General features: G+C 38.3%; 17 protein-coding genes. 10 read left to right on the forward strand and 7 right to left on the reverse strand.

All coding sequences use genetic code 11. From position 1 onward, the window contains the following. Positions 1-675: 675 nt before the first annotated feature. Positions 676-1,041 carry a TfoX/Sxy family protein gene (locus tag ABD676_RS13045; protein ID WP_344675155.1) on the reverse strand — a complete coding sequence of 122 codons (366 nt, stop codon included), beginning with the start codon at positions 1,039-1,041 and terminating at the stop codon, positions 676-678. Positions 1,042-1,317: 276 nt separating this feature from the next. Here ABD676_RS13045 and ABD676_RS13050 point away from each other — a divergent pair, with 276 nt between their 5' ends. The 3 genes from ABD676_RS13050 to ABD676_RS13060 all read left to right on the forward strand — a co-directional run bounded on the left by ABD676_RS13050 (position 1,318) and on the right by ABD676_RS13060 (position 4,228). Next, on the forward strand, positions 1,318-1,680 hold the full coding sequence (locus ABD676_RS13050) for a BlaI/MecI/CopY family transcriptional regulator (protein WP_344675156.1): 363 nt from the start codon (positions 1,318-1,320) through the stop codon (positions 1,678-1,680). Positions 1,681-1,682: 2 nt separating this feature from the next. Continuing rightward, positions 1,683-3,458 (forward strand): M56 family metallopeptidase, encoded by a 1,776-nt coding sequence (locus ABD676_RS13055; protein ID WP_344675157.1) that lies wholly within the window; start codon positions 1,683-1,685, stop codon positions 3,456-3,458. A 155-nt stretch (positions 3,459-3,613) separates the two neighbouring features. Next, positions 3,614-4,228 (forward strand): trimeric intracellular cation channel family protein, encoded by a 615-nt coding sequence (locus ABD676_RS13060; protein WP_344675158.1) that lies wholly within the window; start codon positions 3,614-3,616, stop codon positions 4,226-4,228. A 55-nt stretch (positions 4,229-4,283) separates the two neighbouring features. Here the strand turns inward: ABD676_RS13060 and def are convergent, their stop codons facing one another. Then, entirely contained in the window at positions 4,284-4,871 is a 588-nt protein-coding gene (gene def, locus ABD676_RS13065) for a peptide deformylase (protein ID WP_344675159.1), read from the reverse strand. Between the two features lie 78 nt (positions 4,872-4,949). Here def and ABD676_RS13070 point away from each other — a divergent pair, with 78 nt between their 5' ends. From ABD676_RS13070 to miaA, 3 genes are read left to right on the forward strand one after another with little or no spacing between them, the layout of a single operon-like run. Then, a complete protein-coding gene (locus ABD676_RS13070) occupies positions 4,950-5,732 on the forward strand; it encodes a hypothetical protein (RefSeq protein ID WP_344675160.1) in 783 nt (260 codons plus the stop codon). A 41-nt stretch (positions 5,733-5,773) separates the two neighbouring features. Then, positions 5,774-6,946 carry a Gfo/Idh/MocA family protein gene (locus ABD676_RS13075; protein WP_344675161.1) on the forward strand — a complete coding sequence of 391 codons (1,173 nt, stop codon included), beginning with the start codon at positions 5,774-5,776 and terminating at the stop codon, positions 6,944-6,946. Then, positions 6,925-7,860 carry a tRNA (adenosine(37)-N6)-dimethylallyltransferase MiaA gene (gene miaA / locus ABD676_RS13080; protein ID WP_344675162.1) on the forward strand — a complete coding sequence of 312 codons (936 nt, stop codon included), beginning with the start codon at positions 6,925-6,927 and terminating at the stop codon, positions 7,858-7,860. The genes ABD676_RS13075 and miaA overlap by 22 nt, the downstream gene beginning before the upstream one ends. Positions 7,861-7,914: 54 nt before the next feature. Here the strand turns inward: miaA and ABD676_RS13085 are convergent, their stop codons facing one another. From ABD676_RS13085 to ABD676_RS13105, 4 genes are all read right to left on the reverse strand, one after another. Continuing rightward, on the reverse strand, positions 7,915-9,468 hold the full coding sequence (locus ABD676_RS13085; RefSeq protein WP_344675163.1) for an Rne/Rng family ribonuclease: 1,554 nt from the start codon (positions 9,466-9,468) through the stop codon (positions 7,915-7,917). Positions 9,469-9,747: 279 nt separating this feature from the next. Continuing rightward, positions 9,748-10,593, reverse strand: coding sequence for a tetratricopeptide repeat protein (locus ABD676_RS13095; RefSeq protein ID WP_344675164.1), 846 nt, complete (start codon positions 10,591-10,593; stop codon positions 9,748-9,750). An 8-nt stretch (positions 10,594-10,601) separates the two neighbouring features. Next, the gene (locus ABD676_RS13100; RefSeq protein ID WP_093099732.1) at positions 10,602-10,889 is read right to left on the reverse strand and encodes an HU family DNA-binding protein; all 288 of its coding nucleotides are present in this window, start codon (positions 10,887-10,889) and stop codon (positions 10,602-10,604) included. Positions 10,890-11,087: 198 nt separating this feature from the next. Then, entirely contained in the window at positions 11,088-12,152 is a 1,065-nt protein-coding gene (locus tag ABD676_RS13105) for an aminotransferase class I/II-fold pyridoxal phosphate-dependent enzyme (RefSeq protein WP_344675165.1), read from the reverse strand. Positions 12,153-12,290: 138 nt separating this feature from the next. Here ABD676_RS13105 and ABD676_RS13110 point away from each other — a divergent pair, with 138 nt between their 5' ends. From ABD676_RS13110 to ABD676_RS13125, 4 genes are all read left to right on the forward strand, one after another. After that, positions 12,291-14,438: a TonB-dependent receptor gene (locus tag ABD676_RS13110; RefSeq protein WP_344675166.1), complete on the forward strand. Its 2,148-nt coding sequence runs from the start codon at positions 12,291-12,293 to the stop codon at positions 14,436-14,438. 93 nt (positions 14,439-14,531) lie between these two features. Continuing rightward, complete coding sequence (locus ABD676_RS13115; protein WP_344675167.1) at positions 14,532-15,146, forward strand: tetratricopeptide repeat protein; 615 nt, start codon at positions 14,532-14,534, stop codon at positions 15,144-15,146. A 4-nt stretch (positions 15,147-15,150) separates the two neighbouring features. Further along, positions 15,151-16,176 (forward strand): sensor histidine kinase, encoded by a 1,026-nt coding sequence (locus ABD676_RS13120; protein WP_344675168.1) that lies wholly within the window; start codon positions 15,151-15,153, stop codon positions 16,174-16,176. Then, positions 16,173-16,931 carry a LytR/AlgR family response regulator transcription factor gene (locus tag ABD676_RS13125; RefSeq protein ID WP_344675169.1) on the forward strand — a complete coding sequence of 253 codons (759 nt, stop codon included), beginning with the start codon at positions 16,173-16,175 and terminating at the stop codon, positions 16,929-16,931. Before ABD676_RS13120 ends, ABD676_RS13125 begins: the two co-directional genes overlap by 4 nt. A gap of 3 nt (positions 16,932-16,934) precedes the next feature. On the opposite strand, the gene ABD676_RS13130 is transcribed toward ABD676_RS13125, so the two are convergent. Further along, positions 16,935-17,405, reverse strand: a complete 471-nt coding sequence (locus ABD676_RS13130; RefSeq protein WP_344675170.1) for a hypothetical protein — start codon at positions 17,403-17,405, stop codon at positions 16,935-16,937. Between the last annotated feature and the right edge of the window lie 388 nt (positions 17,406-17,793).

The raw sequence follows: 17,793 nt of genomic DNA on the forward strand, positions 1-17,793 counted from the left end.
GGCCGTATGGCCGTCCCTCCCTTGCGGAGTGGTGCAAAGATAGGGACTTTGGAACCGTATTTCCAAGACCCAGGGCGAACATTTTTCTCGGTAACGCCGTAACTCGCTAGACTATTGGGAGATAATTTTATCCAGATGGACCGAAAATGTACAGGATATGCCGCAATATGGTCGGAAGCCTGTCCAGGGGCAGCTTTTGGAAAGATTGGATCGGGAAGGGAATTCCCAAATACGTCCGTACTGTCACCGTCCTATCGGGAATGTGCTTCTGGGCGGATTCCGAGGGGTTCTGTTCGATACTCCTTCGGATCTCCTTCGGAACTCGTTCGGAACTCCTTCGGATCTCGTTCGGTTCAGACCGAACGAGATCCGAACAAGATCCCTATCAGATCCGACAGAATTCCTTGGGAGTATCGAAGGAAAACGGGGGAAATTAGGGGTTGGATATGAATTATAATGTAGTCATTATATTATCTATATAAAGAAAACCTTAGAATTAATGGGAAGACAATAAGGAGAACTTTAATTATAGGGAGAAATAGGTATTGAATAATATGCTATTCCAGGATAAACCCATAGCAATTAGTAATATGCTGTATCCTTATATATACGTATATACACAACACATTCTATTCTGGACACGTTCAATTAAAAAGAAGAGTGGACAAATAATGATTAAACAGAATGATTTTGTTTTTTTCTTTTATTGGAAGCTTTGGCTTTGGGGTTATAATAAAGACAAGCTTGCATCCAAAATTCGAAGTCATCGTTTCGGAGGTAACCTTCAGGTTCTATATAAGCATAGCCTTGCAATTCTTTACCTTTCATAATCATTGGTTCGAACCCGGGTCTTTGAGAAAATTGTTCCGTCAGTTCAGGAGCAAAGCGAAGCATCAATCGATTATCAGAAATATTGATGCACATTTTTCCATCTACTATAAAGGCTAATCCGGAAAACATTTCCTTTTCTTCAATGGAGGAACTGCAGTATTCCGCTAGGTATTCTCTTACCCTATTGCTCAACATGATGTCATAAGCCATAAGAAACTCCAATAAGATTAATTTTTTATTATGAATCGATATGTCATGGAACAAAATAAGCCTTAGAAAGTTTTGGAATAGCCCCCTATTGTTGAAAATAAATAAGGGAATTAATGATTAATTCCTAATGAATTTAAATTTTAACAAATTTTTAAAGCCTGTATATCAACACTTTAATTAAATTTAACACAAATTAAGAAAAAAATATTTTGACATTACGAAATCCTTCGTAGATTTGATTACGAAATAATTCGTAGATAAAGAAAAGCCAGGGATATGAAACCGACTGATAGCGAAATGGAGATCTTGCAAGTATTGTGGACGAAGGGACAAAGTAGTGTACGCGAGGTATTTGAGACATTAGACAAGAAAGATGTGGGGTATACGACCATTTTAAAATTAATGCAAATTATGCATGAGAAAGGAATGGTTGCTCGAGACACCAGTTCTAAAACCCATTTATACCAAGCTAACATTGAAAAGGAATCGACTCAGGGTCAATTTTTGGATAAGATGATCGATACGGTGTACAACGGATCGACAGCGAGATTGGTGATGCAGGCCTTAGGCAACGATCGGACAAGTGAAAGGGAGTTGGAAGAAATCAAAGCATTTTTAAGAAACCTAGAAAACAAATAGTCATGGAAACTACTGCTTATAACCTTATACAAGCCTTGGGATGGAGCATGCTTCATTCGATATGGTTCGGTGCAATCGCCTATTTATTGGTGAGCTTATTTCATTTTATTAATCCGAAACAACGATCTAGCCAGAAATACAACTTAGCATACGGTTTACAAATAGCGCTTTTCCTAGGCTTTATCTTAAGTTTTCTACATTACTACGGACAAGCAAAAGCTGTGAACAACGAATTTGTTATCGATCCGCAGCAATTGACAGTTTATTTACTTTCACCACAAGAGCATATATTCGGATTAGAAGGTATGTTTCCGTATCTCAGCATTGTCTATATCGTCGGATTTAGTATTCAACTGTTTATTTTGGTCAATAGTTATCTACGATTACGAAAACTCAAATACAAAGGACTAGATAGTATCCCTAGCACATGGACTAGTCTATTTGAAAGAGCAAAAAGCAATTTGGGGATTCAAAGACGTGTGTCCTTGTTTTTATCCAACCACATCAATGTTCCTTTGACAGTAGGTTTCATTCGACCATTTGTATTGTTTCCTATCGCCTATGTCAACCAATTGAACAGTGCACAAGTGGAGGCTATATTATTGCATGAGTTGGCTCACATAAAAAGGAATGACTACCTATTTAACTTAATCAAGGTCGTTATCGAGACCATATTATTTTTTAATCCATTCATTTGGGCTATTTCGAGAGTTATAGAGCGTGAGCGCGAGCATGCTTGTGACGATATGGTATTGGCTCAAATTGGTAATCCTCTACCCTACGCCAAGGCCTTGGTGGAATTGGAGGAATTACGCAAGAACAGTACTCCGGCGTTGAGTTTGGCATCGACGGGAAAGAAAAATCATTTATTTCAACGTATTAAACGAATTACAAAAATGGAAACCAATCATAGAAATGTTAAGCAGCAACTAATTGCTGTATTAGCAAGCAGCATCGCTTTAATTTGTATCGCGATATTAATTCCAGCCCAGGAAAGTAAAGCCCATGAAAAAGAAGTTGATAGTTGGGACGTCCAAGTTCTAGAGCCAAATGTTCCACGTGCTCCAATTCCTTCAGTTGCAAAGGTTCAGGTGGACACAATTAAGAAACCCAATCAGGTAATACGAGTTAACCATCATGTGGTTGAAGACACAACTATATTACCTCCTGCTATCCGTCAGAAACTTCGTTCAATTCAAATGGATAGCAAGGAAATGGCTAAACACACGAACTCACCAGAGTTTAAGGCTCAAATGCAGAAAATTAAAACTGAAACGGATAAGGTGAATGCTTATTTTCAATCGGATGAATGGAAGGATAAAATGAAGGCTATCAACCTATCGAATGCGGAGATATCGAAATTAATTTCATCTCAAAAATGGAAAGATATGCCTGCAAAAGATGTTCACAAATATTTTGAAGGCAAGGAATGGAAAGATGCCATAGCAAAGCTTCAGAATCAGACAAGTAAGATGACTACGGAATATTTTGAATCGGATGCTTGGAAAAATCAAATCGCAACCATTAATAGTGAAGCGTCCAAGATTAAAGATCATTTTAATTCTCCAGCATGGAAGGAACAAGTAAAACGGATAGAAGAAGCAGGCAAAGAGGTTGATCTTTACTTTAAAAGTGCTGAATGGAAGCAAAAAGAAAAGGAGATGAAGGAGTTGTATGATTCTAAAGAATACCAGGAGATTCAAGAAAGATACGAGCGTGACTTGGAACTATTAAAAAAGGAAAGAGCGCAGAAAAGAACTTCAACTTCCAAAAATTAACATAACCAGAAAATATCATTTGTTTGTTGTTTAGTTTAAGCGGGTTCCAATGGGCTCGCTTTCTTTGTGCCATACAGCTTGATTTTGTAAGTGATTTTTGTATGAATTAAAAATTCATATTTTCTGTATACTTGCATTTAGTAAAAAGTTAACAGATGACATTCATTTATTACATCGATTTATTGGGTACCATGGTATTTGCGATTTCTGGAGCAATGGCAGCAAACCGAAATGGTATTGATATATTCGGCGCGACCTTTATGGGATTTGTTACGGCTATTGGAGGGGGATCGTTAAGGGATGTGTTTTTAAATATACGGCCAGTATGGGTCGAGGATGGGAATTACCTCCTAGCGATTTTAGTAGGGGTTGTAATCTCCATTATCTTGAACAAGCAATTGGATAATTTTGCGCGGACATTATTTTTATTTGATGCGATCGGTATCGGATTCTTCACCGTTGTTGGTGTGGAGAAGTCGCTTGCCTATGATAGTAGTGCGATCTCAGCAGTGATGTTGGGGATGTTTTCGGCCTGTATGGGGGGAGTCATCCGGGATGTCTTGATGAATGTGACACCATTGATACTACGGAAGGAGATCTATGCTTCAGCCTGTTTAGCAGGTGCCATCATCTATGTTCTGTTAACATTTACTTCAATAACCGCAGGGATGAATGCTTTTATATCAGCAGCTGTTGTATTTGTTATTCGGTTTATTTCCGTGCGGTATAACCTATCGCTACCCAGCGTACCTAACGCGATGAAGGAATAATCATAGAAAAGCCAGCTTTTAGAGCTGGCTTTTTATATTCTATTTATATTCTATACTAACGTTTCTTTTTCAATTGCGGGAAGCTCATTTTATAAGCTACACGAACCATTCCTTTACTGATGGCATCTAATTTTCCTTTTAACATAGCCTTTTTCAAAGGACCTAATTTATCGATGAATAATTTACCTTCGATATGGTCGTACTCGTGTTGAACGACACGTGCCGCTAAACCAGTCAACTCTTCTTCTTGTTCTTCGAAGTTTTCATCCAGGTAATTGATGGTTACATTTTTATGTCTGGAAACCTCTTCATTAATTTGAGGAATACTAAGGCAACCTTCAGAGAAGGCCCATTTCTCACCGGTTTCATCCACCATTATTGGGTTAATAAAAACTCGTTTAAAGTCTTTAGCGGTTGGGTCACCCGGGCCATCTTCGTCGTCTTCACCAAATGGGCTTGCATCGATCACGAATAAACGAATAGGCAAACCAATTTGTGGGGCTGCAATACCCACACCATTAGCTGCGTACATCGTTTCAAACATATTATGAATAAGTTCTTTCAGTTTTGGATAATCCTCATCAATCTCTACTGTTTTTTGGCGCAAAACTGGGTCGCCATAAGCCACTATCGGTAATTTCATTTGTTTCTATTTTCGCTACAAAGTTATTAATAATTTGGCATTAGGCGATATTCTGTTGAATTAAGCTAATTTTGGAGCATGGAAAGCCAGGAGATCCAAGACATCATAAGCAAAATAGCCACAGCCTTAAGCTGTGATTTTGTGGTCAACACACAAGATTGGGGTTTACAGTTGCTGTCCGAATCTCTTCCATTTGACTTGTACTTAGGCACTTATTCTAATCGTGAGCTATCCAATACCTCCAAAAAACCCCATATATGGATCAATCCAGAACAATTTAAGCGTGAAGAGACCAAGCTATTGAACCGTTTGCTGGTTTTAGCAGGTAAGGCGAAAAAGGTATTTGCACGTCAAACTGTATTGGCCAGGATAGATAAGAAAGTAGCTATGGGCTTTCAAAAAGAACATCATTTACAAGTGCCATTACCTGGGAAGTATCGATATGGATTGTTTTGGAACGGGGAATTGGTATCTGTTGCTATTTTTAGCGGTAGTCGGCGAATGCGCAATCGAGGAGAAGATTATCGGTCTTTTGAGTTATTGCGTTTTTGTCATAAAGGCGATTTATTAGTAATAGGTGGGCTATCGAAATTACTTAAGGGTTTCACTACTGATTTTCGGCCAAATGACATCATGACCTATGTGGATATGGATTGGTCGCAGTCCTCTTCATTAGAGGTGGTGGGGTTCAAGGAATTGGATCGACGAGCGGGTCAAGAATATTGGATAACAGAAGATCAACAGTACCTTATAGCAGATGAGGATACAAGAGAAGAACTGCAAAGGGCCTATCCTGAAGGTTATTTACATGTCAATACAGGCAGCATAAAATTATTGCTCGTAGTCCAAAAGCCTGTATAAATTAGTATATTTAGGGCATAATCAATCGAAATTCACACCTTATGAAACGTAAATTACGCATGGGCATGGTCGGTGGAGGCAACGATGCCTTTATTGGCGCGGTTCACCGAATAGCTGCTTTTATGGACGGCAAGATAGAACTTGTTTGTGGAACTTTTAGTGTAAATCGGGAGACCTCCTTACAATCGGGTCGCGATTTATTTGTTCCAGAAGAACGCGTATATGAGAACTATGAGCAGATGATTTTAGAAGAGGCCAAGCTTCCAGAGGGTGAGCGGATGGACTTTGTGACGATCGTTACGCCAAATTTCTTACATTTTGCACCGGCAAAAATGGCCATGGACCATGGATTTGATGTCGTGGTAGAAAAGCCAATGACGGTTTCCTTGGAAGAAGCATTGGAATTGCAAGCTACGGTAGAACGTACAGGTCGAACTTTGTGTTTAACCCATACCTATTCTGGCTATCCGATGGTAAAACAGGCTAAAGCCATGGTGAAAGAAGGACATTTTGGAAAGATTCGCAAGATTGTTGTGGAATATCCACAAGGCTGGCTAAGCAGATTGAGCGAGCGAGAAGGTAATGCAGGCGCAGCATGGCGTGCTGACCCTACTCGATCGGGGAAATCACTGGTGATGGGAGATATTGGAACCCATGCTGCACATTTAGCTGAATATGTATCTGGATTAAAGATTACGGAGTTATGTGCAGACCTGACTACTTTTGTTGAAGGGCGTTTATTGGATGATGATGGATCGGTCTTGTTACGCTTTGAAGATGGCGCGAAAGGTGTATTAATGGCTTCACAAATATCTGCCGGAGAAGAGAATGCGGTTAGAATTCGTATTTACGGTGAAAAAGGAGGTCTAGAGTGGGCAAATGAAGATCCGAATAATTTAATTATTAAGATGCTTGATCAGCCTAGACAATACTACCGCACAGGAAATGCTTACGCTGCACCATTTACCTTGAGTTCATTCGCGACGCATAATACCCGTATTCCTGCTGGACATCCGGAAGGATTATTGGAGTCCTTTGCCAATATTTATAGAAATTTTGCATTAACAGTTTCAGCAAAAAATGAAGGCCGAACAGCAAGTGAAGAGGCACTTGATTTTCCAACTGTACAGGATGGCGTACGAGGAATGGCCTTTATAGAAACAGTAGTCAAGAGTAATGAAAGCAATGAAAAATGGACAAAATTTGTCATTTAGATTCATTTGAAAATATCATATCATTCATAAATCAGGCGAAGGAACATCTTTCGCCTGATTTTCTTATTATTCTTTTGGGCCCAACAGCCTCTGGCAAAACTGCACTAGCTGTCAGGATAGCCCATGCTCTCGATGCAGAAATCATCTCTGCAGATTCTCGGCAGGTTTACCAACATTTGGATATTGGTACCGGTAAAGACCTGAAGGAATATGGAGATGTGCCCTATCATCTCATTGACATCGTCCCTCCTACTGCAAAATATAATGTAGAGAATTTTAAAAAGGATTTTCAGGAAGCAAGTCAACTTATTAGACAAAAGGGTAAACAGGTCATTTTATGTGGAGGAACTGGCTCCTATATTCATTCTTTACTAATAGCACAACCTTATGCTGGCATTCCTAAGAATCAGGAATTTCAAGATAGCTTAGCCTCTTTCAGCAAAGAGGAGCTATCAGAACAGCTTGAGTCCTATGAAATACCAACTGATTTTCATATTGATCGGGATAGTAAAAAAAGATTGATTCGTTCGTTGGAAATTCTAAACTATTTAAAGCATCACGAGGCTCCAGAAAAAGGAGAGCCAATAGTAAAAGATTATTTGGTGCTAGGGTTAAATCCTGGTCTTACAGATCGAAGATCTAGAATAGATCGGCGATTGGATAACCGTTTAGAAGAAGGATTACTTGCAGAAGTAGAAAGCTTACTGGCAAAGGGGTTAAGCCATGAAGATTTGATGTGGTTTGGATTAGAGTATAAATATGCTTCGCTGTATTTATCAGGTGAGATGAGTTTAGCGGATTTTAAAAGCAAATTAAGGACAGAAATACATCGATATGCCAAGCGTCAGATGACTTTTTTCAGGAAGATGGAAAAAGATGGGGTGAAGATACATTGGATAGAGGCTAAGGAATAGAAAAGTAGAACCCATAAAAAAAGCTACACAGAGAACCTGCGTAGCTTTCTTATATTATAGTTTAATCTCTTCATCTTTGGAATTAAAGAAGTGGAATTCGGTCAAATAATATGAACTCATTTCCTTCACTTTAATCCATCGACCATATTTGAAAAACCACTTCAATCTGCGGGATATAAAACCAGCTTTGATGTAGGCAGCGATATAAGGATGCACACATAGTGTTACTCCTTTTTCGTTTTGCTCCTGCAAGATGAAGCTCAAATTATTTTCAATGTCATCCAATAACACGATACTGGATCTAATTTCACCTGTTCCGTCACAAGCGGGACACTTTTCATTGGTCACGATTGACATTTCAGGTCTGACACGTTGCCTAGTAATTTGTACTAAACCAAATTTACTTGGAGGGAGGATGGTGTGTCTAGCACGGTCAGAAGCCATGCATTCTTTTAAGAAACCATAAAGTTCTTTACGGTTATTGGGTTTGTGCATATCGATAAAATCGATGACTACAATTCCACCCATATCCCTCAGCCTAAGCTGACGGGCAATTTCTTTGGCCGCTTCCTTATTTACGAGGAGGGCGTTATCTTCTTGATTTTCCTTATTGGCAATACGGTTACCGCTATTTACATCAATTACGTGGAGAGCTTCAGTATGCTCGATAACGAGGTAAGCACCCCCTTGAAGGTTTACGGTTTTGCCAAAGGACGCCTTAATTTGCTTTTCGACACCATAATGGTCAAAAATCGGTTCTCTATGTTTATAGAGTTTGACGATTTTCTCCAGGTCAGGGGAAATTTCTTGGATATAGGATTTTACCTCTTCGAAGATATCCTGATCGTTCACATAGATATGCGTAAATTCATCGGTTAGGATATCCCGCAATATGGTAGATGCGCGGTCCATTTCACCGAGAACTTTTTGTGGAGGTTCGGCTGATTTAAGGCGTTTGGTAAACAATTCCCATTTAGAGATTAGGTCGAGCAGGTCTTTTTGGAGTTCATCTACTCCTTTACCTTCGGAAACAGTTCGAATAATTACCCCAAAATTTGGTGGTTTAATACTTTCGACGATTTTCTTCAGGCGGTTTCTTTCTGCACTACCTTTGATCTTTTTGGAAATGGATACCGAACTTGAGAAGGGCACCAATACGACAAACCTTCCGGCAATAGATAGGTCTGAGCTTAGTCTGGGGCCTTTAGTAGAGATTGGCTCTTTGGCAATCTGCACAGGCAACAGCATGTTACGGCTCAGAATATCAGATATTTTTCCAGCTTTGTCAATGTCCTTTTCAAGCTTCAAACTATTGAGCAGTTTTTCTTGATAACTGCCGTTCTTTACTACCCTTGTTAGTTTAATAAGGGATTGTACTTGCGGACCAAGGTCGAGATAATGCAAAAAAGCATCTTTTTCATAGCCTACGTCTACGAAAGCGGCGTTCAATCCGGGCATGATTTTCTTTACTCTCCCTAAGTAAATATCACCTACCGCGTAATTGTTGCCTACTTGTTCTCGATTTAATTCAACAAGTTGCTTGTCCTGTAGTAAAGCAATAGTCACCCCCTTATCGGGGACTGAATCGATAATTAATTCCTTTACCAACAGCTACTCAATTAAGGACGGTTGTAGACTCGCTCTACAACGTTAAATGTCCGGTTAAACAAAAAAACCGTTTAATTAAAAAACAATCTATGACGAGTGTTCTCATCATAGATTGTACACATGATTCGATAAAGCCTAAGCTTTAAGGAAGCTTATTTTTTCTTGTGTCTATTTTTTCTTAAACGTTTTTTACGTTTGTGAGTAGCCATTTTGTGTCTTTTTCTTTTCTTTCCGCTTGGCATAGCTTAATGTTTTTTAATGTTTATACGAATATGTTAATTACTTCTTGAGTTTTTCGATTTCACGATCGATAAACTGCGAGAGAGAAGGGTCAGCGGCTAAAGACTTACTTTTTTCAAAGGCAGCGATAGCTTCATTCTTCATCCCTATATTTTGATATCCTGTTGCAAGGTAGAAATACGACTCTGCATCAGGTTTTTGTTCAACCACAGTCTTGAAACGGTCGATTGCACGATCGAACTGACGAGATTGTAAAGAGAATAAACCTAAGGTTTTGTTCGCTTCTAAGTTTTTCGGATCTGCTTTAACGACTTCTTGTAACAAGGCGATTCCGGCCATAGGATTATTCGTTCCAGTAACCATCGCAGCTCCAAGGCCAGTTTTAGCGTCCAAGTTTGCACCATCAAGGTCCACTGCTTTTTGGTAAGCTGTAATGGCACGTTTGTTTAAGGCAACGACCATTGCGCTATCCTGTAAGTTAGTATAACCTTTACGGTAAGCATTTCCAGCTTTCAACCAGTATTCGAATTTCGGTGAGATGGCAGCCATATCCTCGTAGATGAAACCTTGAGGGACAGCTTTTTCTACATCGTTCCATTTATCGGCTAAGATTTGGTAAACAGCGATCTTATCTTGACCCGAAGCTTGATCAGCTTTTTTCTCAAGATCAGTGATTTCTGTTACAATAGCTGGGTTTAATCCGCGTTTGGAAGCTTCCGAAACGCTAGAAAGGGTAAATTGATCTGCAGCAGCTTCTTCTTGAGTTGCTGCTGCAGTATCTTCATTTTTAGTCACCAAACCTTTAACAGGACGAGCGAAAAGGAATCCCATGATAAGGACTACTACAACCGCAACGACAATCTGGATTTGTTTGGTGTTCTTCATGATAAAGATTATTTTTTATTTCCGTTTTTCACTTTTTCTACAAAAACTTTTGCAGGTTTAAAGCTAGGCACATAGTGCTCAGGGATGATAATCGCGGTATTTTTGGAAATATTACGCGCTGTTTTTTCTGCTCTCTTTTTTACTACAAAGCTACCGAAGCCTCTTACGTACACATTTTCACCACCGATCATGGCACTTTTAACAACTTTAAAGAATGCTTCAACGGTCTCTTGTACATCAACCTTCTCTAAACCAGTCTTGTTAGAGATCTCTGCAATAATTTCTGCTTTAGTCATATCTATTTTTACTCTAATTAATCTAAACCCTAAGCCTTACAGCCTTTTGGGGTTGCAAAAGTATCTTTTTATATTGAGTAATGAAAATATTTTTGCGTTTTTTTACTAATCAAATCGTTATTATTCAATGGATTAGTAGCTGATTCCCCAATATTACATTTCAAAAGGCTTGCAAAGCTACAATTATTTTGTTGACAATCAAAGTTTTAAAATATTTTCTCGGGACAGCAATTCGGCTATCCATTCGATGTCAGCGGGCCTATGGAGTGCAGAAACAACTATTCTGTTTAACAAGGGGCTATTTGGTAAAGGATAAGGAAAACTTGAAATGACAATTTTATGATTGACCAGGTGCTTATATAGCGTCGGTTCAGTCGATGTAAAGACTGGGAAGTTTGGAATATGATTTAATTTTAGATTTGTCACTAAATCGGCCATTTGTTGTGTATTTCTTTGCATCTGGTCGAAGGCAAAACCATAAATAGCAGTACCGTTCTTTAGGGCATATAAGGCTGCCGGAGAACAGGGTGAAGCACCCATAAATATAGGATCTTCCTTTACTGTATCTATCAATTCTTCATTTCCAAGTACCAATCCGGCATCTGTCCCTAAGCCTTTAGCTAAGGAAGCTAAGATTAGGACTTGAATATTTGGCACCTGGATTAAATTCTTATCAAAAGAAATTGCATTCTTCTTTAAAACAGCAATTCCATGTGAATCGTCCAAGACCAATATGACATTTTTTGAAGAATCGACCTTATTAAAAGCAGAGAAGTCATACAATCTTGGCGTCAGGTTATCCATGCAATTGGATATCACTAAAAACTCTTTTTCAGTACCCTCGTTAATGGTTTGTATGGTGCTTTCCAACCAATCTTCAAAATTGACATCTTGATTGGGGTTTTGATCTAGCCAAAGCGAAGGGTGTGTATCAGGCGCGTAAATGACCTTACGGTTCTTTGCAATCGCTCTAACGGTTGCTTGAGCAGCCAAATAGCCACTGGAGAACAATGCGGATGCCGGAGAACCAAAACGCTTTGCCAGTTCTTCTTCGGATTCTTCATAAATACCCAATTGTACGTTATTGGACCTGGAAGTACCGATATTCAAGCCATATTTATCTATTCCGTCTTTATAAAGCTCGATATAATCTGGATTTTGCAATAAACCCAAGTAGGCTGTACCCCCAAAGAATAAAAAAGAAGAATGATCTAAATGTATGATTCGACCCGTGGGTTGATTTAGTTTACGAAAAGAGGTCATTATGATGATTTATAATGAACAAATGTACAAAATCATTTCAATCCAATTATTCTCCATTTCATCCTGCATTCCTGTCGATTCATCCTATATAGTTTTTGAGTAATCCTTACCTGCGATAAATTTGTTAAAAAATCAATCATGCGTTATCTAATCATACTATTAATTGTCTTCCCCTTGCTCATTAAAGCACAGGAAATCAGCCTTAAGGGGCGGGTTATGAACAAAAAGAATCAACCTTTATCTGGAGTCAATATTTATATTTCGGGCAGTTATGATGGCGCTATGAGTGATAGTACCGGTCGATATCAGTTTGAAACAGCATTACAAGGCAAGCAGACCTTAATTTTTAGTTTGTCAGGATTCAAAATTCTACAAAGGGAGTTGGAATTAAAATCGGATATGGAAGTGAATATCACCTTGGAACCAGAGGCAGAAATGATTGAGGCAGTAGAGATTCGAGCAGGTCAAATTCAAGTCGGCAATAAGTACAACGCAGTTTTAAGTCCGCTGGACATAGTAACCACAGCAGGCAGTATGGGCAATATTATTGCTGCTTTGGAAAAACTACCGGGAGCTCAAATTGCGGGGGAAGATGGCCGACTTATGGTGCGAGGAGGTGATCCATCGGAAACACAAACTTTGGTCAATGGCATTCAGGTATTCCAACCCTATACTCCTCAGGCTAACAATATGCCCGTTCGGGGCAGGTTTTCACCCTTTCTGTTCAAGGGCACTAATTTTTCAACCGGTGGTTATGGCGCTGAATTTGGAAATGCTTTGTCAGGCGTTTTGAATCTTACAACTGCACAGGAGATTCAAGAACCCAAAACAGAGCTTTCCTTTTCAACCGTAGGATTGGGTATCAGCAATACACAAGCCTGGAAGGATAACTCTTTAAGTATTAATCTGACCTACACTAATTTGACTCCTTATACGAAATTGATTAGTGATCGAATAGACTGGTTAAGACCCTTTCAGCAAGCTTCAGGAGAGGCTATCTGGCGGAAGAAGGGAAAGAATTCCTTCTTAAATCTTTATGCTACCTATTCTTTTGAGGATTTTAAATTCAAGGATGAATCGGTGGAATTTGGACAACAAGTGACTACCGACATTCGCAATAAAAATGCCTATGTAAACAGTACTTATACCCATTCACTAGCCAATAATTGGAAAATAGATGTTGGTGCAGGCCTGGGATATAGCAACAAAGATTTGGGTTATCATGAGTATTTCATTCCAAACACACAATGGGGTACTCATGTAAAGGCAAGCATCCGTAAGACAGCAGGGCTTAAATGGCAGTGGTTAATGGGTGCTGAGCATTTTTACCAAAAGGTAGATGAAAGCTTCCAGATTGGGGAATCAGCGGCTGTGGACTATGGGTTTAAGTGTAATTATGGGGCATTATTTACGGAAGGGAATTACCAATTAATCCGAGGCTTAAGTCTTAGTGCCGGATTGCGATATATTAATACCTTAAAATCACAACAATTTGTTGAACCACGAGCTTCTTTGGGTTATCTGATCAACAAGAATCATCAAGTTTCTTTTGCTTATGGTCATTATCATCAGGAAGCTCCAGAGTTCATAGCTAAATTTAAACAGGATTTACCTTGGGCATTTGCTAAGCACTATGTTTTCAATTATTCCTGGTTGCAAAAAGGGCGTTTATTACGTTTCGAGGCCTATGCTAAAGATTATAAGGGCTTATACCAATATGATACCCCTAGCCCACAATACCAGAGTCAGTATGCAGCCAATGGTTTTGGACAGGTAAAAGGAATTGATGTGTTCTGGAAAGACAATAAGAGTATTCCAAATTTACAATATTGGATCTCTTACTCCCTTACTGATGCCAGTAAAAAAGAAGCTTTCTATCCAGTGTCAGTGCAACCCACTTATGTTGCAAAGCATCAGTTTTCCATAGTTGCCAAATATTGGATCTCAGCTTTACGCTCTCAGGCAAGTATAACAAACACGTATGGATCAGGACGGACATATTTCAATCCAAATGAAGTTAAATACCCGATGAGCAAAACCAAAGGCAGAAATGATGTGTCTGTAAGTTGGTCTTATCTATTGAGTCAACAGAAGATATTATTCTTATCCATGACGAATGTATTAGGGAATGAGCCTATCTATGGCTATCAGTATCGTTCAACAGCAGACAGTAATGGACATTATCAAAGTCAGGCCATTACCCCAAATGCGAAGCATTTTATTTTCGTTGGATTCTTTTGGACCATCAGCAAGAATAAAAAGGATAATCAATTAGAAAATTTATAACAGTTCGTCTTAAAAAATCGACAGTTCATCCAAGATAATTTTACAACAAATTATTTAACACGAAATTTATCATAACATTAAAACTAGAAACACATGAAAGCACTAATTATCAGTATCTTGACATTAATAAGCAGTTATAGTTTTGGACAGACAGCTTATGAGAAAGCCATGGGAAAAGCATTAGGTGATTGGCAAGCTGGGAAGGCTACGGAAGCCATTGGTCAGTTTGAACGTATTGCCCAAGCAGAGAAATCGAATTGGATCCCAAAATATTACCAGGGGTTGGTAGGAATTACAGAGTCCTTTAAAGAACAGGATGCCGATAAAAAGCAAAAGCAAATAGAAACTTCTAAAGCTTTAATCCCTACGGATGAAAAAGAATTAAATGCAGAATGGTTAGTTTTAAAAGCATTGGCATTAACTTCTGAGTTAACAATAGACCCTATGGCTACAGCTATGCTTTTATCTCCACAAATCATTGAACTTTATGAGAAGGCATTGAAAATGGAACCAAACAATCCAAGAGCACTTTCGGGCTTAGCTGATTTTCAGATACAGTCTAAAAAGTTCATGGGTGGAGACACAAAACAAGAGTGCAAGGATTTGGAAAAAGCAGTATCTTTATTCAGTCAAGAAAAGCACGAAACTAAGTTCTACCCGACTTGGGGAAAAGAACGGGCTGAAATTTTACTGAAAGCATGTAAGTAATCACATGAAATATTTTTTAAGATCCCTTTACTATTCTGTCATCATCACCATTATCCTGTTTGTTTTAATCTCAGGATATTATTTAGTGCGGCTTGGCAAATTAGAATTGGATATTTTAGTTAGTAAGGGTGCTATAACGACCATAGTCTACAGTGTTTTTTTAGGCTTATCGGGCAGTTATACGGCTTATTTTCTAAAAAAATTAATACCTGGAGAGAATAAGCTTGCAAAACGGTTTTTGTACTATTTGTTAGTTACCCAACTATTGGCCCCAATCATTGTTTTTTTAAGCAATTACATTCTCCAGGTTGTTATAAATAAAAAATCTTTCTCATTATTCTTATCGCAGATCTCTTGGGCTAATTATATCCTACCGACTGTCATAGCCTTGATCATAGGTTCCTTATTTTTCCTGGTGGGTTACATTGTAGAGAAAAAGAACAAACAAGTCAGTCAGCAAAAGCAAATTGCAGGACAAGCTACAGCACAACTGGAAACCCTAAAGAACCAGATAGATCCTCATTTTCTATTCAATAGCTTAAACGTGTTGATTGGATTGATTGAAGAGGATAAGGAAAATGCCATTCAATACACCAAATCGCTTTCAAAGATCTATCGGTATATTCTAGAACAAAAAGATAAGGAATTGACCAGTCTTCAAGAGGAAATGATCTTTGCCAATAGTTATATCAACTTATTAAAGCTTAGATTCGAAAATGCGATACAGTATCAAGAGGATTTTGTAGACTCAGAAGATTTAAAGATCGTGCCTTTGAGTTTACAACTGTTATTAGAGAATTGTATTCAACACAACAAAGTCAGTGAGGAGCATCCATTAATCATCCACATACAACGGAAAGACAATCGATTAATCGTTGTAAATAATCTACAGGAGAAATCCACGCCACATCAATCCACCAGGATTGGTTTAAAAAACATTGTTGATCGATATGCGTTATTGACAAAAGAGCCAGTAGAGATCATCAAAACCGACGATAAATTCACCGTATCCTTACCCCTACTCCCATGATGAAAGATTTTCAAGTTGTCATAATAGAAGATGAGAAACCAGCTGCTCGATTATTGGCGAGGCGACTAGACCGTTTTGGCTTTTCAGATATCACGCTATTGCATTCGGTAGCTCAGGGCAAGGCTTGGTTAGCATCAAATGCTGAACCTGATCTTATTTTCATGGACATACAATTATCCGATGGTCTTTCTTTTGAAATCCTTGAAGAATATCCAATATCATCCAAATTGATCTTTACAACGGCCTACAATGAGTTTGCATTGAAGGCTTTTAAGCACAATAGTATAGATTACTTGCTGAAACCTATTGTCGATGAAGAACTTGAATTTGCCATTCAGAAATTCCAGAAGAATCATCAGGTTAACTCCAATTTAGATGTTCAGCAGTTAAGGAGCATGCTATTAGGAGAAGAGTCTAAGTATAAAGCTCGTTTTAATGTTAGGGTTGGCCAACAGATTAAGATAATATCAGTGAATGATATAGCCTGTGTCTATTCCGAAAATAAGGGCACCTACTTGTTCAGCAAACAAGGCGATTGTCATCTATTAGATTATAGTTTAGATCGAATGGAAGAATTATTAGATCCAAAATTATTCTATCGGATTAACAGGGGTCACATTATTGCATTAGAATCAATTAGTTCTATTGTTATACATTCTAATTCTCGATTAAAGGTTCTGATCAAGGATTTCCAATCCGATGCTTGTATTGTGAGCAGAGAGCGCGTAGTGGATTTTAAGAATTGGTTGGAATAAGGATTAGTATAGATGAAACTTTAGCGGGACATTAACACCAACGCTAAACGTAAATCCATCTATAGGTTTAAAGTCTTTTTTGGTATTGATATCAAAACCATAGCCAGCGGCAAATTCCAATAAATTAAACAAGCCTATTCCTGCTTTTGCAGTCGCTGTATAAGGTGTGATTTCCCCTTTGATAAAAGGCCATACCGCAACATTATTCAAATAATAAGTGACCCCAAACTCAGGGATTACGGTACTTTTATTCATCATCCAGGTAAAGTTAACCCCTGCATCCAGTTTTATATATTGGCTTTGATTTGGTGCAAACAGTCCCCAAGCTGAAGCTTTTAGAAAACTACCACTTTGATACTGATAACCTATGGAAGGACCCCAAATCCAACCGGTATGTTGTTTTGTGTTTTCTTGGGCATGACCCAATACCACTGTTCCAATCATCAGCCATAAAACGAATAGTATTCTTTTCATAAATTGAAATTTACTGCAATGTACAATTTTTCTTATTTGGTTTACAGAATCGTGCAAATACTGTTCCGCAGAAACATTTAACTTTCAATATGCAGAAGAATTCTAATGGAATTTACGTTAAATTAATAGTAAGACCTTAATTTTCAGATCTAATATATAGTTGAATTTCAATTGTTTAAATACTGAAATAAATCAACTTAAACTTGATTTATTTCAAGACAACGTGTTATATATTAATTAAAAATCAATCAAAATAATCAAGGGCAATTATTCCATGAAAATTATTACACGATCCATCACAGAAAGACAAGAGTCACATCCATTATGTCCTTATTGTAAAGGAGCATATTTATATGCACGTGTTCATCGCCCTTGGTGGGTGAAGACC

It is taken from the genome of Sphingobacterium kyonggiense, from assembly GCF_039536825.1.
Classification (GTDB): Bacteria; Bacteroidota; Bacteroidia; order Sphingobacteriales; family Sphingobacteriaceae; genus Sphingobacterium; species Sphingobacterium kyonggiense.